We start from the raw sequence: 14072 nt of genomic DNA, 5'->3' as shown, positions 1-14072 counted from the left end.
AACATCAGTCGATGTCGTGGCCGAGACGCGGCCGATTTTTTCAACGATATCGGCGAGCACCAGACATCTGATCACCGCCAGCTGCGGCGTGCAGGTCGCGCCGACATCGGATTTCGTGGATCCCGGCCTGTTCGACTACATCGTCATCGTCGGCGGCCTGCTGAACAATGAGTTCCCGGTCGATGACGAAACCGTCCGCTATCTCAGGAAAGCCGCGGCAGCCAAGGTTCCGTTGATCGGCGTTTGCACAGGTACTTTCATCCTCGCGGACGCCGGCCTGATGAAATATCACCGGACCTGCGTCAGCTGGCTGCATTACCAGGCGTTCCGCCAGCGTTTCCCGGATCACGAAGTCAGGGCCGACCGTATTTTCAATCTCGATCGGACGAGGGGATCATGCGCCGGCGGCAGCAGCGCTGCCGACATGGCGGCGTCGATCGTGAGACGCCACATCAGCGAACGTGCCGAGCGAAACGCGCTCGAAGTGCTGCAGATCGACAAGGCACGCTCGGCTTTGCACATCCAGCCGCGCAGGCCGCTTGCCATCGAATGCGACGATCCGCGGCTCCAGGCGGCGCTGATCACGATGGAGAGCAATATCGAGAATACGCTGTCGATTTCCGAGATCGCTGCCTCGGTTGGTCTGTCGCGACGGCAGCTCGAGCGCTTGTTCATGGAGAAAACGAAAAGCTCTCCAGCCCTCATCTACAAACGACTGCGCCTTGAACGGGCAAAGCAGCTGCTCCTCGAAACCAGCACGCCGATGCTTGATATCGCGATCGAAGTCGGATTCGAGAACGCCTCGCATTTCTCCAGGGCGTTTCGCGAGACGTTCGGCCTGCCACCCAGCAAGGTCAGGTCGGCAATTTCAAACTGAAATGCCGGCCGGAAAGCTTATGCAGGCTTATCGTCCGGATGGCCGAGCTCGCAGAACCAGCCGCCGAGATACTTCACCGACGGTCTTTTCGGATCGGGAACCGGCGTCTTCGCCTCGATTGTGGCGCGGAACGGTTCGGCGCTGTCCTGTGGGATGAACCCGAGATGGTCGGCGCCTCTGTTGTCGACCATCTTCAGCTTGTTGTCGGAAATGCCGAACGAGATCGTGTGGCCGACGCGCGCCGCCGTCAGCGACGCCTCGACCAGGCGCACACAGTCGGCGAAGGAGAGGTATGACCAGAGCATGCGGCGGTCGGCCGGCTCGGGGAAGGACGAGAAGATGCGCAGGCAAACCGTCTCGATGCCGAACTTGTCCCAGTAGAGCCGGCTGAGGCTTTCGACGAAATTCTTCGACACGCCATAGAGGCTGTCGGGGCGCACCGGCGCGTCGACGCCGATATGCGCCTCGATCTCGTGATAGCCAATGGCATGCACCGAGGATGCATAGATGACGCGCTTCACGCCGTGTTTCCTGGCGCCTTCGTAGATGTGGTACGAGCCGCGGATGCTGGAATCGAGGATGGTCTGCCACTCGCATTCGAGCGGCGCGCCGCCGAAATGCACGATCGCATCGCAGTCCTTGGTGGCGGCGATCGTCGCCTCCATGTCGGCGAGGTCGAAGACCGCTTCTTCCTCGTGAGGGGCAAGATCGCCGAATGGTTCGCGCCCCGCCAGGCGGATCTTGCTTGCCAGCGGCACCAGCCCCTTGCGCAGTTGCGAGCCGAGCCGGCCGGCGGCGCCGGTGATCAGGATACGTTCGTAGTGCGGCATTCTCTACTCCACTTGTGCGACGGCGGCATTGATCCGCGAGATCGCCTCGGTCAGCACCTCTTCGCTGGTCGCCGTCGAGATGCGGAAATAGGGTGACAGTCCATAGGCGACGCCCGGCACCGACGCCACCCGGCCTTCGTTGAGAAGATAGTTCGCCACAGTGGCATCGTCCTCCAGGACGATGCCCTTCGGTGTCTTGCGGCCGATCAGGCTGGCGCAGCCGATATAGGCATAGAAGGCGCCTTCCGGCGGCGACAGCGTCAGCCCGTTGATCTTCCGGATGCCGTCCACGACCAGGTCGCGGCGCGCCTCGAAGGCCTGGCGGAAACGCGCGACCTCGTCCTGCGGGCCGTTGAGCGCGGCGACCGTCGCGGCCTGCGCGATCGAGCACACGGACGTGCAGGATTGGCTCTGGATCGTCGACATCGCCTTGACGAGCGGCGCGGGGCCGGCAGCATAGCCGACCCGCCAGCCGGTCATCGCATAGGATTTCGACACGCCGTTGACGATCAGGGTGCGGTCCTTGAGTTCCGGGCAGGCCTTGCCGAAGGACACGAATTCGCGCCCGTCGAACAGGATGTGCTCGTAGATCTCGTCGGAGAGGACAAGCACCTGCGGGTGCTTTGCCAGCACCGCGCCCAACGCCTGGAGATCGGATTGCGAATAGACCGCGCCGGAGGGGTTGCCAGGCATGTTGAGGAAAAGCCACTTTGTCTTTGGTGTGATTGCCTTTTCCAGCAGCGCGGGCGTCAGCCGGAAGCCGGTGGTCTCCGGGCATTCGACGACGACAGGCGTGCCGCCGAGCAGCTTCACCATTTCCGGATAAGAGACGAAATAGGGCGCCGGCAGGATCGCCTCGTCGCCTGGCTCCAGCGTTGCCATCAGCGCGTTGAAGATGATCTGCTTGGCGCCGTTGGCGACGACGATATCGTCGGCCGTGTAGTCCAGCCCGTTCTCCCGGCGGAACTTGCCGGCAACCGCTTCGCGCACCTCGGCAGTGCCGGCGGCGGCGGTGTAGAGGGTCTGCCCAGCCTTGGCCGCGAAATGCGCGGCATCGATGATGTGCAGCGGGGTCGGGAAATCAGGCTCGCCCAGCCCGAGGTCGATCACATCGACACCCTTGGCGCGCAGCGCCTTTGCGGCCTGCGAGGCCGCCATCGAGGCCGAAGGCTTCACCACCGACAGGCGCGAGGCAACATAACTCATCGGTCGTTCTCCGAGACGTATCCCTTGGATCGGTCATTGACCCGCGCGGCGACACTGCGCTTGGCCGGATCGCCATAGCCGCCGCCACCCGGCAGTTCCAGGATCAGCCTGCGCCCAGCCGGCACATGCTGCCAACCCTTGGGGCGCATCTTTGTGCCGTCGTCCAACTTGACCACGCCCGCGACGCCGGGCTTGCCGCCATTGCGCCCGCGCGGCGGATGGTTGACGCGGTCGAACATGGCCGAGAAGTCGAACTCGTGGCCGTCGGTCGCGGCGATCTCGATGATCTGCCCGAGGCCGCCGCGGAATTCGCCGTCGCCACCCGAGTTCGGGCGCAACTCCTTGCGCCAGATGACGATCGGACCGGTATGCTCCGTCGCCTCGATCGGCATGGTGTGCACGCCTGACGGGAAGGCCGTCGCCGACAACCCGTCGAGATCGGGACGCGCGCCCATGCCGCCGGAGTTGAACATCAGCACTTCGGCGCGCCGACCGGATGTGCCGGCGACCGGGCGCGCGGAGATGTGGATGTTCCACAGCGCGCCAGCGCCTTCGGCGAGGATTTTTCCCGGCAACGCCTTGGCGAACGCCCCCAGCACCAGATCGGGAACCATGTGGCCGAAGATGTGCCGGAGCGCCACCGGCGCCGGCCGCACCGCATTCAGGATGTTGACCGGCGACGACACGGTGAAGAAGGCGAGGGAGGCGGCATTGTTCGGGATGTCGGGCGCCACCATGCATTTGAGCGCATAGCAGGCATAGGCCTTGCTGTAGATGATCGGGCAGTTGATGCCCCAGCGGCTCATCGGATCGGTGCCGGTGAAATCGACCTCGACATGATCGTCACGGACCGAAACGGTCGCGGCGAGCTTCACCGGCTCGTCGTAGCCGTCGGTCACCAGTTCGTTCGACCAGCTTCCTTTCGGCAGCGCCTCGATGCGTTCGAGCATGGCGTCGCGCGTGCGCGAGAAGATGAACTCGCCGAGACCGTCGAGCGAGGTGAGCCCGATCTCCTTCATCATGTCGACGAGGCGGCGGTGGCCGACTTCGTTGCAGGCGGCGAGCGAATAGAAGTCGCCGACGACCTGGTTCGGCTCGCGCACATTGGCGCGCAGGATCCTGACGAGGTCGAGATTGACCTTGCCCTTTTCCGCGAACTTCATGATCGGGATCTGGATACCTTCCTCATAGACCGACTTGCCGTCGGCGCCGAAGCCGCGCCCGCCGACATCGACGACATGCGCCGTGCAGGCGAAGAAGGCGATCAACTCGCCGTTCAGGAAGGACGGCGACACCATGGTGATGTCGTGCAGATGGCCGGTGCCCTGCCAGGGATCGTTGGTGACATAGGTGTCGCCCTCGAACATGTTCTCGCGCGAGATTTCGTTCATGAAGTGCAGCACGGCTTCAGCCATTGTGTTGACATGGCCTGGCGTGCCGGTCACCGCCTGCGCCAGCATCTGGCCGCGCGGATCGAACACGCCGGCCGAGAGGTCGCCGGATTCGCGCACCGAGGTCGAGAAGGCGGTGCGCAGGAGGGTGAGCGCCTGCTCCTCGACCACAGAGATCAGCCGGTTCCACATGACCTGCATGCGGATTTCGGCGATGTTGTTCTTGCCTGGGTCGCTCATGCCTGGCTGCCTTTGCGGATCAGAAGGATTGCGCCGTCGCTCTGGATGACGGCGTCGAAACTCGTAGTGATGACGGTGGAGGTTTCACGCTCGACGATGACCGCCGGGCCGGACACCCGATCGCCGGCGCAGAGCGTGTCGCGCTCGATGATGCCGTAGCTGCGCTGCGCGCCGCTGACCGGATCGAAAACCGAGCGCGTCGTTGTCGGCTCGCTCGACTTCCTGCCGGCGGTGAGTTCGTGTCTCGCAACTGCCGGCCGAATATCCGTCGCCTTGACCGACCAGGTGACGATCTCGATCTCCAGCCCGTCGAGCCCTTCGATGGCGCGGCCGAAGAAGCGCTGGTAATTCTCCTCGAACAGCGCCTTGAGCTTTGCGACGGCATCGTCGCCGAACGGCTCGTCCGCCAGCGGCACGGGGATTTCCCAGCCCTGGCCGGCATAGCGCATGAAGGCGGTGATCTCGCAGACGATCCTGCCGCTGGCGCCGGTGCGCACAAAACCCTCGGCGGAGGCCTTGAGCTCGGCGAGCAGGGCGTTGACCTCGGCCGGCTTGAACCGCGACAGCCGCGTCAGCTTCGACGCCAGCGCCTCGTAGCCGAACGGCGCCTTGAGGAAGCCGATCGCCGATCCGACGCCGGCGCCCCGCGGCACGATGCATTGGTCGATGCCGAGCTTCTCGCAGAGCCTTGCCGCGTGAAGCGGTGCGGCGCCGCCAAAGGCGATCATCAGATTGTCGGAAATGTTCTTGCCGTTCTCGACGGCATGGACGCGGGCGGCATTGGCCATGTTCTCGTCCACCACCTCGCAGATGCCGAAGGCCGTCGACATGGCATTGAGCGACAAGCGCTCGCCGACGTCGCGCATGATGGCCTGTTCGGAGGCCGAGGTATCGAGCCTGATCGCGCCGCCGGCGAAATTGTCGGGGTCGAGCTTGCCGAGCACGAGGTCGGCGTCGGTGATCGCCGGACGCTTGCCACCGCGACCGTAGCAGGCCGGACCGGGTTCGGATCCGGCACTCTCAGGCCCAGTCTGGATGCGGCCCATGGCATCGACCCAGGCGATGGAGCCGCCGCCCGCGCCGATCTCGATCATCTCGATCACGGGAATGGAGATCGGCATGCCGGAGCCTTTGGAGAAGCGATAGGTGCGCGCCACTTCGAAGGTTCTCGCCGTGCGCGGCGCGTAGTCCTCGATCAGGCAGATCTTGGCGGTGGTGCCGCCCATGTCGTAGGAGACGACCTTTTCCAGGCCGAAGCGCCTGGCGATGTCGGCGGCGAAGATGGCGCCGCCGGCTGGACCGGATTCGACCAGCCGGACAGGGAATTCCGACGCGGTCTCCACCGAGATCAGCCCGCCGCCGGAATGGATCATGAAGACCGGACAGTCGGCGCCCATGTCCTTCAGGCGCGTCTGGAGACGGGCGAGATAGTCGGCCATCTGCGGCCGCACATAGGCGTTGGCGCAGACCGTATTGAAGCGCTCGAACTCGCGCATCTGCGGCGAGACTTCCGCGCTGATCGAAATCGGGATACTGAGCTTTCTGGAAAGGATCTCGCGGGCCCGGCGTTCGTGGTCCGGATTGGCGTAAGCGTGGATGAAGCCGATCGCCACCGAGCCGAAGCCGCCGGCGGCGATCCGGTCAGCAATATCCTCCAGGGCAGCTTCGTCGAGCGGCTGCAATTCCTGGCCTTCGGCGCCGATGCGGCCCCTGACCGTGAAGCGATCCTCGCGCGGAATCAGCGGCGTCGGCAATTGCAGGCTGAGGTCGTACTGCTCGAAGCGGTTTTCGGTCCGCATCTCGATCACGTCGCGGAATCCTTCCGTCGTGACCAGCGCGGTCTTCGCGCCGCGCCGCTCGATGAGCGCGTTGGTGGCGAGCGTGGTACCGTGGATGATCATGCCGATTTCGGCGGACGAGATGCCGGCATCGCGGATGACGACGGCGATGCCGTCGAGGATCGCCTGCTCGGGCGCCGCGTAGTTGGTCAGCACCTTGGTGGAGAACATCGCCCCCCTGACGTCGAGGGCGATGTCGGTGAAGGTGCCGCCGATGTCCGCGCCGAGACGGATGTCGTCAGTTCTGGAGGTCATGCCTTGGCCTTCTGGGAAGCGAGTGCTGCGTCGCGCATCTGGGAAAGAGTCTGCCGGGGCGTGAGCGCTTCGGGCGAGACGGCGATGTCGAGGACGGCGCCGGACGCGGACTTCAGCGCCCGCTCGAACGCCAGCGCGAAATCCTGCGTGGATTCGACCCGCTCGGCATGGAAGCCGTAGGCCTTTGCCAACGTCACGAAGTCAGGGTTCTCGAGCGAGGTTCCGGAAACGCGGGCCGGATAGTTGCGCTCCTGATGCGCGCGGATCGTGCCGTAGATGCCGTTGTTGATGATGAGCACGATCGGCTGCGCGCCGGCCTGCATGGCGGTGCCAAGCTCCTGGCAGTTCATCTGGAAGTCGCCGTCGCCGGCAAAGCAGACGACCGTGCGTTCCGGAAAAGCGACCTTCGCAGCGATCGCCGCCGGCAGGCCGTAGCCCATGGCGCCCGATTGTGGAGCAAGCAGCCGCGCTTTCGGCCCGAACTTGAAGAACTTGTTCGGCCATACCGTGAAATTGCCGGCGCCATTGGTGAGGATGACATCGGCCGGAAGGGTTTCACGCAGCCAGGCGCTGACCGCGACCATATCGACGGGGCCGGGCTGCACGGGCGCAGTGAAGGTCCCCTCATAGGCCTTGCGCGCCGCCACGCGCCAATCGGCCCAGGCGCCCTTGACCGGGGTAAGCGCCTTGGCGAAGGCGTTCGGGCCGGCATGGATGCCGATCGTGGGCACATAGATCTTGCCGATCTCGCGATCGGAGCCGTGCACGTGGATCAGCTTCTGGTGCGGCACGGGAACTTCCAGCAACGTGTAGCCGTCCGTCGTCATCTCGCCGAAGCGGACATTGACGGCCAGGATCACGTCGGCGTCGCGGATCAGGTTTTTCACGTGCGGCACCATGCCGACGCCGGCCTCGCCGACGAAGACCGGCGAATGGTTGTCGAACTGGTCCTGGTAGCGGAAGGCGGCGACGACGGGGATGTCGGAGGCTTCGGCAAAAGCCTGGAGCGCAGCACGTCCGTCCGCCGTCCAATTGGCGCCGCCCATGAGAAGGACCGGCTTTTCGGCTGCCGCCAGCATCTTGAACGCCGAATTAATCGCATCCTGCGCCGGGGCGGCTTCGAAAATCGCTGCCGGACCACTGAGCGGTCCCGCCTCGGTCGCGGTCGTCAGCATGTCTTCGGGCAGCGCGACCACGACGGGACCGGGCCGCCCGGTCAAGGCGGTGGTCCAGGCACGCGCCACGATCTCGGGTAGCCGCGAAACGTCATCGATCTCGACCGCCCATTTGGCGACAGTCCCATACACCGCCCGGTAGTCGATCTCCTGGAACGCTTCGCGCCCCTTCATGTCGGTGCCGACCTGGCCGACGAACAGGATCATCGGCGAACTGTCCTGCATGGCCGTGTGGACGCCGATGCTGGCATTGGTCACGCCAGGGCCGCGCGTGACGAAGCAGATGCCCGGTGAGCCCGTCAGCTTGCCGTAGGCCGAGGCCATGAACGCCGCGCCGCCTTCGTTGCGGCAAAGCACATAATCCAGCCTGCCGTGCGTGTCGTGCAGCGCATCGAGGACGGCCAGATAGCTCTCGCCGGGAACGCCGAAGCTCTTGCTCGCTCCGAGGGCGATCAGGCACTCGACAAGAAGGCGACCGCCATTGCGGACCATGCTTCGACATCCTCTTACGCTGGCGGCAGGCGAACCGAGCCTGCTTTTCGGACTATACCTGCACTCCGGTGGACCGGGGCGAAATCAAGAAATGCGGTCTATTCGAAAGTTTTTCTTTACTGTGGCGAGTGCACCAGAACGCCGGGATTCATCGTTCCCAGCGGATCGAAGGCGCCTTTCAGCCGCGCCATGAGCTCGCGCTCCACCGGACCTCTGTTCCGGTCAGCCATGGCGATCTTTGCCCGCCCAAGCCCATGCTCTGCTGCGAAGCTGCCGCCCATGTCCGTGGCGAGCGATGCCAGCGCCTCGGCGAACTGTCCGGCCTTACCATCGAAATCGGCGCGGCCTTCCGGCGGCGACAGATTGTAGTGGATGTTGCCGTCGCCGAGATGCCCGAACGGGTTGATCCGCACGCCGGGCAGGATGTCGTCGCAGAGTTTTGCGCCGGCTTCGATGAAACGCGCGATCGCGCCTGGCGGCACCGAGATGTCGTGCTTGAGCTGCTCGCCCTCCAGCCGCTGCCCCTCAGGCTGTTCCTCGCGCAGGCGCCAGAACTGCGCCCGCTGCGCGCCCGAATTGGCCAGCGCGCCATCCACAACCAGGCCTTGCTCCATGCCCCATTCCAGCGCCGAATTCAGGATCTCGTCCAATGGGACTCGCGTCGACCCCGAGGCCAGCTCGACGAGCAGGTAGACATCGCCTCTTGTCTCCAACTGATAGGCGAGATCGGGCAAGTGCTTGAGCGCCAGCGCCAGGCCGACATCGGAGAAGAATTCGAGGCCGGCAAGGAACTCGCCGGCCTCGCCGCGGAGGTAGGCGCCGAAGGAAACGGCAGCGGCGAAGTCGGACATCACCAGAAGCGCGCTCGCTTGCTGGCGTGGGGTGGGATAGAGCCGCAATAGCGCGCGCGTCACGATGCCAAGCGTGCCTTCGGCGCCGCAGTAAAGTTTGCGCAGCTGATAGCCGGCATTGTCCTTCTGCACCGCGCGAAGCCCGTCCCACACCGCGCCGTCCGGGGTCACGACTTCGAGGCCAAGCACAAGGTCCTGCATCATCCCGTATCGGAAAGCCTGGCTGCCGCCCGCATTGGTGCCGATCAGGCCGCCGATCCGAGCGCTGCCCTCCGCTCCGAGATGCATCGGAAACATCAGGCCGTGCGGCTCCAGCGCCTCGTGCAAGGCGGCGAGCACGACGCCAGCCTCGACGACAATCGATCCGCTCTCCGGATCCGGTTCGCCGATCGCCGCCATGCGCGAAAGCGAGACGATGACCGCATTCGATTGATTGGCGACGGCGCCGCCGCAAAGGCCCGTGTTTCCGCCTTGCGGCACAACGGCAAGTCCTGCCTCCCGGCATGCCTTTACGACTGCCGCAGCTTCGGCCGTGTTGGCGGGCCTGGCAACGCCCAGAGGCGCGACACCATAGCGGTTGAGCCAGTCGCGCTGATAGGGCTCGGCGTCAATGCCCGAAAGCCAGCCTTTCGGTCCGAGAATTGCCTGCAGTGCGCTAACGGGATCAGCCATTCGGATACCTGCGATGTGCGACGAGCCGCGTATAGACAGGTGTGTCGCCCGGCTCAATGACCCAGTACCTGCGACAGGAATTGCCGCGTGCGCTCGTTCCGGCAAGAGGTGAAGAACTCCTCCGGCGGCGCCTCCTCGACGATCTCGCCGCCGTCCATGAAGATCACCCGGTCGGCGACCCGGCGCGCGAACCCCATCTCGTGCGTGACGCAGATCATCGTCATGCCTTCGGAGGCAAGCGTGACCATGACGTCCAGCACCTCCGCGATCATTTCCGGATCGAGCGCCGAGGTCGGCTCGTCGAACAGCATGATCTGCGGCTGCATGCAGAGCGCCCGCGCGATCGCCACCCGCTGCTGCTGGCCGCCGGAGAGCTGGCCGGGAAACTTCATCGCCTGCTCGGGAATGCGGACCTTCTCCAGATAGCGCCGGGCGGTCGCCTCGGCTTCCGTTCGCGGCCGTTTGCGCACGATCATCGGCGCGATCATGCAGTTTTCCAGCACCGTCATATGCGGGAACAGGTTGAAGTGCTGGAACACCATCCCGACCTCCCGCCTGATCTCGTCGATGTTGCCGACATCGTCGTTGAGCTCGGTGCCAAGCACGGTGATGCGGCCGCCATTGTGCTGTTCGAGCCGGTTGATGCAGCGGATCATGGTCGACTTGCCGGAGCCGGAGGGACCGCAGATGACGATCCTCTCCCCGCGTTCCACGGACAGGTTCACCTTCCGCAGCGCGTGGAACGAGCCGTAGTATTTGTCGAGGTTTTCGATGCGGACAGCAGGTCCGCCGGACTCGGTCGCATTGCCTGAGATCATTTGCGCGCCTCCCTATCGTTCGCCGACCGACATGCGCCGTTCGAGGAAGGCGCCGTAGCGGGACAGGCTGAAGACGAAGACGAAATAGATGAAGGCGATGAAGGCGTAGACTTCGATATAGGCGAACCGCCACTCGCCGGTTCCGTAGGCGGCGTTGCCGGAGGCCAGGATCTCGAAGAAGCCGACGATGACCACCAGCGAGGTTTCCTTGAACGAGATCACGAACTGGTTGATCGTGGCCGGCAGCGCGTTGCGCATGGCCTGCGGCAGAAGGATGCGGCTAATGCGCTGCCAATAGCTCATGCCAAGTGCCATGGCGGCCTCCGCCTGTCCGTTCGGAACGCCCTGCATGCCGCCTCTGACGATCTCTGCCTGGTAGGCGGAGAAGAACAGGGCGGAGCCCAGGATCACCCGGTAGAGCTTGTCGCCCGCCAGCCACTGCGGCAGCGCGAACGGCAGGACGATGGCGAAGGTAAAGAGGATCGAGATCAGCGGCAGCGAACGCACCCCGTCGATGATGATACCGGTGGTGCGGGAAATCCAGGGCAGTTCTGACCGGCGCATCAAAGCCAGGCAGATCGCCAGCGGGAAGCCGATCAGGCAACTGGTCACGAAGATGAAAAGGGTCAGTGCCAGTCCGCCCCAGGCTTCCTCGCCGACATAGGTAAGACCAAGCACGCCACCTTTCATCAGTACGTAATAGAGGACTGCTCCGGCCCCCCATACGAGCGCGATGCGGCGTCCGGTCCAGAAGGCCGGTATGCAGCTCAGCACCGTCATGACCACCACGGTCACGCAGGCCAGCGCCGAGCGCCACTGCTCCTCGAAAGGATAAAGACCGAACAGGATAATCCGCCATCTTGCAGCAATGACCGACCAGCAGGCACCTGCCGCCGCCTGGCAGGCCTCCGGGCCGCCGCTTGTCGTGAAGACAGCCGAGAAGATCGCCCAGTTGAGCAGGTTCCAGGCGAGAAAAACCATGATCGCTAGGGAGGCCAGTGACAACAAGGCCTGAAGCGGCGTCGCAAAGAAGCGCCGTCTCAGATCCTCGAGCCTTCCGGGAGCAGGCGGAGCGACAATGACCATCTCCATCTCTCATCCCCTCAGTTGATTGCCCTTGAGGGCGATTGCTTTGTTGATACGGTTGAACACGGCGGCCAGGCTGAGGTTGATGGTCAGGAAGCCCGCCATCAGGATACCGATCGCCTCAAGCGTCTGGCCCGAGTGGTTGATGGTCAGCGCCACGACCATGAAGAAGTCGGTGAACCCGACTGCGATGCCCATCGTGGTTGCCTTGATCAGCCAGACATATTGGTTGGCGAGGATCGGCAGCATGGCGCGCAGAGCAAGCGGCAGCTTGACCAGCGTGAAGACCCGCCATGGGCTGAGGCCCATCGAGAGCGCCGCCTCCACCTGGCCCTTGCCGATGGCCTTGAAGCCGCCACGCACGATCTCAGCGATATACGACCCGCCATAGATGGCGATGGCGATCGCAAGCGCGGAAAACTCCGGTGGAATGCGCAGGCCGCCCTTCAGGTTGAGACCTTGCAGGGCAGGGAAGTCGAGCAGCGGTGCGTCAGGCAGACGAGCAACTAGCAGGACGAGGACCGCGCAGGCAAGCGCCGCTGCCATACCGGCGAGCTGGATGGCGAGCCGTTTGCCGATCGGCTGGCTAAGGCGCGATGTCCTGCCCAGCCAGACCGGCAGCACGACAGCGGCGATCACCGTCAAGATGGCCAGCGCCATTGCCACTCCGCCGACATTGGGAGCAGGGACGTAGAGCCCGCGGCTGGTCAGCAGCATGCCCCAGGCTTCGTGCGCGGCGCGCGGCGTCGGCAGGTGCGTGATGATCGCGTACCAGAAGAAGACCTGGAGGATCAGCGGGATGTTGCGGAAGATATCGACATAGGTGCGGCCGAGCAGTCGCGCCAATTCGTTGGAGGAAGTCCGCGCCAGACCGACGATCGTCCCGACGACCGTTGCCAGGATCAGTCCGACGCTGCCCAGGAACAGCGTGTTGATGATCCCGATGAGGAAGAACCACCAATAGGGGTCATTGGCCGTGGCGGGCAGGAGCGAGAAGTTCACATCCCAGCCCGTCGATTTATACAAGAAGTCGAATCCCGAAGTGATCCCTTGCTCTGCAAGGTTGCGCCGCGCGATCATCACGCCGGCAAGCACCAGCGCGGCAAGCGAGCCGACATAGAGAACCTGCAACAAAACGTTGCGGGCCTTCTGATTTCTCAGCAGGCTGACCATCTGCCAATCCTTCCTGAATTGCCGCCGGCTCCGCCCGGCAGGAGCAGGGCGGAGGCGGCGTGCGTTCAAATCCGTTCCAGCCGCATTTCCGCGGCGCCAAACGGTGCGATTTGGCTGCTCAGGTGGATCAGTCGATCACCAGCGGGAACAGGACGCCGCCATTGTTCCAGAGGTTGGTCAGGTCACGATCCATCTTGTAGGGCGACTCCTTGCCGAGATTGCGCTCGAAGATCTCGCCGTAATTGCCGACCTTCTTGATCACGTTGTAGGCCCAGTCGTCGGGAAGTCCGAGACCCTTGCCCATGCCTGGCGCGGCACCGAGGAGCTTGGCTACCGCCGGCGACGTCGGCTTGGCCTTGATCTCGTCGACATTCTTGGACGTGATGCCTTCCTGCTCGGCGAAGAGCAGGGCGGAGAGCGTCCAGTTGGCAACGTCGACCCAGTTGTCGTCGCCTTGCCGAACGATCATCACTTCGGGCTCGACCGCGATCACATCGGGCAGGATCACGTGTTCGTCGACCTTGCCCTTGGCGACACGCGCGATGGCGAGCGTCGGACCCCACTGGGCGTACATGTCGCAGCGGCCCAAGAAGTATGCCTGCTCAAGCTCTTCCGTCTTTTCGATGACGACCGGTTCCAGCTTGATCCCGACTTTCTGCGCATAGGCGGCAACCTGCTGCTCGATAGTCGTTCCAGCCGGAATGCAGATGGAGCCACCGTTGGCGTCCTTGAGGGACTTGAGATTGAGCTCCTTGTGCGCCATCACCTTGGTCGTGCCGAGATAATAGGACATCGAGAACTGCAGGCCCAGCTCGGTATCGCGGCTGAGCGTGCCGCCCGAGGCCTTGATGACAATGTCGACATCGCCCGACTGCAGGGACGGCCAGCGCTGGGCCCAACTGATCGGAACGACTTTCAGCTTCGCCGGATCGCCGAACACGGCGGTCGCCACCGCCTTGCAGAGGTCGATGTCCATGCCTTTCCAGTTGCCCTTGTCGTCCACCTCGGCAAAGCCGAGATAAGAGCCGTCATGGCCGGTGCAGTTGAGCACGCCGCGTGCCTTAACGGTTTGGAGCGTCTTACCGCTCGCGGCCTCGGCCGGCGCCGCAAAATGAACCAGGCCAACGGCCAGGGCCGCGGCCCCCCATTGCATCATTTTCATGTTGTT

11 protein-coding genes are annotated in these 14072 nt (G+C 64.1%); 1 reads left to right on the top strand and 10 read right to left on the bottom strand.

The window, feature by feature from the left end; translation table 11 throughout:
* Window positions 1-877: GlxA family transcriptional regulator (locus AU465_RS02090; RefSeq protein WP_192243541.1), on the top strand; the 877-nt coding region annotated here is incomplete at its 5' end.
* Between the two features lie 17 nt (window positions 878-894).
* Here the strand turns inward: AU465_RS02090 and AU465_RS02085 are convergent.
* The 10 genes from AU465_RS02085 to AU465_RS02040 all read right to left on the bottom strand — a co-directional run bounded on the left by AU465_RS02085 (window position 895) and on the right by AU465_RS02040 (window position 14066).
* Window positions 895-1707, bottom strand: coding sequence for an NAD-dependent epimerase/dehydratase family protein (locus AU465_RS02085; protein WP_192243539.1), 813 nt, complete (start codon window positions 1705-1707; stop codon window positions 895-897).
* A 3-nt stretch (window positions 1708-1710) separates the two neighbouring features.
* Window positions 1711-2913, bottom strand: a complete 1203-nt coding sequence (locus AU465_RS02080) for a pyridoxal phosphate-dependent aminotransferase (RefSeq protein ID WP_192243537.1) — start codon at window positions 2911-2913, stop codon at window positions 1711-1713.
* A complete protein-coding gene (locus tag AU465_RS02075; protein ID WP_192243535.1) occupies window positions 2910-4544 on the bottom strand; it encodes a hydantoinase B/oxoprolinase family protein in 1635 nt (544 codons plus the stop codon). The genes AU465_RS02080 and AU465_RS02075 overlap by 4 nt, the downstream gene beginning before the upstream one ends.
* Window positions 4541-6637 (bottom strand): hydantoinase/oxoprolinase family protein, encoded by a 2097-nt coding sequence (locus tag AU465_RS02070; RefSeq protein ID WP_192243533.1) that lies wholly within the window; start codon window positions 6635-6637, stop codon window positions 4541-4543. The genes AU465_RS02075 and AU465_RS02070 overlap by 4 nt, the downstream gene beginning before the upstream one ends.
* A complete protein-coding gene (locus AU465_RS02065) occupies window positions 6634-8304 on the bottom strand; it encodes a thiamine pyrophosphate-binding protein (protein ID WP_192243531.1) in 1671 nt (556 codons plus the stop codon). The genes AU465_RS02070 and AU465_RS02065 overlap by 4 nt, the downstream gene beginning before the upstream one ends.
* A 116-nt stretch (window positions 8305-8420) precedes the next feature.
* Window positions 8421-9827 carry an FAD-binding oxidoreductase gene (locus AU465_RS02060; RefSeq protein WP_192243529.1) on the bottom strand — a complete coding sequence of 469 codons (1407 nt, stop codon included), beginning with the start codon at window positions 9825-9827 and terminating at the stop codon, window positions 8421-8423.
* Between the two features lie 53 nt (window positions 9828-9880).
* Entirely contained in the window at window positions 9881-10645 is a 765-nt protein-coding gene (locus AU465_RS02055) for an amino acid ABC transporter ATP-binding protein (protein ID WP_192243527.1), read from the bottom strand.
* Between the two features lie 12 nt (window positions 10646-10657).
* On the bottom strand, window positions 10658-11731 hold the full coding sequence (locus AU465_RS02050; RefSeq protein WP_246505809.1) for an amino acid ABC transporter permease: 1074 nt from the start codon (window positions 11729-11731) through the stop codon (window positions 10658-10660).
* A 9-nt stretch (window positions 11732-11740) separates the two neighbouring features.
* Complete coding sequence (locus AU465_RS02045) at window positions 11741-12904, bottom strand: ABC transporter permease subunit (RefSeq protein ID WP_192243523.1); 1164 nt, start codon at window positions 12902-12904, stop codon at window positions 11741-11743.
* A 127-nt stretch (window positions 12905-13031) separates the two neighbouring features.
* The gene (locus AU465_RS02040; protein ID WP_192243521.1) at window positions 13032-14066 is read right to left on the bottom strand and encodes an amino acid ABC transporter substrate-binding protein; all 1035 of its coding nucleotides are present in this window, start codon (window positions 14064-14066) and stop codon (window positions 13032-13034) included.
* Between the last annotated feature and the right edge of the window lie 6 nt (window positions 14067-14072).

Origin of the sequence: Mesorhizobium silamurunense (assembly GCF_014843905.1) — a bacterium.
In the GTDB taxonomy this organism is placed as follows: Bacteria; Pseudomonadota; Alphaproteobacteria; order Rhizobiales; family Rhizobiaceae; genus Mesorhizobium; species Mesorhizobium silamurunense.
The sequence above is the reverse complement of the archived record's forward strand: the minus strand, read 5'-3'. Positions and strand labels throughout refer to the sequence as shown.

Bases quoted from the DNA above. Each gene is read 5' to 3' on its own strand.
- AU465_RS02045 (WP_192243523.1), bottom strand. From the start codon at position 12,904: ATGGTCAGCCTGCTGAGAAATCAGAAGGCCCGCAACGTTTTGTTGCAG.
- AU465_RS02050 (WP_246505809.1), bottom strand. From the start codon at position 11,731: ATGGTCATTGTCGCTCCGCCTGCTCCCGGAAGGCTCGAGGATCTGAGA.
- AU465_RS02070 (WP_192243533.1), bottom strand. From the start codon at position 6,637: ATGACCTCCAGAACTGACGACATCCGTCTCGGCGCGGACATCGGCGGC.
- AU465_RS02040 (WP_192243521.1), bottom strand. From the start codon at position 14,066: ATGAAAATGATGCAATGGGGGGCCGCGGCCCTGGCCGTTGGCCTGGTT.
- AU465_RS02075 (WP_192243535.1), bottom strand. From the start codon at position 4,544: ATGAGCGACCCAGGCAAGAACAACATCGCCGAAATCCGCATGCAGGTC.
- AU465_RS02080 (WP_192243537.1), bottom strand. From the start codon at position 2,913: ATGAGTTATGTTGCCTCGCGCCTGTCGGTGGTGAAGCCTTCGGCCTCG.
- AU465_RS02055 (WP_192243527.1), bottom strand. From the start codon at position 10,645: ATGATCTCAGGCAATGCGACCGAGTCCGGCGGACCTGCTGTCCGCATC.
- AU465_RS02065 (WP_192243531.1), bottom strand. From the start codon at position 8,304: ATGGTCCGCAATGGCGGTCGCCTTCTTGTCGAGTGCCTGATCGCCCTC.
- AU465_RS02060 (WP_192243529.1), bottom strand. From the start codon at position 9,827: ATGGCTGATCCCGTTAGCGCACTGCAGGCAATTCTCGGACCGAAAGGC.
- AU465_RS02085 (WP_192243539.1), bottom strand. From the start codon at position 1,707: ATGCCGCACTACGAACGTATCCTGATCACCGGCGCCGCCGGCCGGCTC.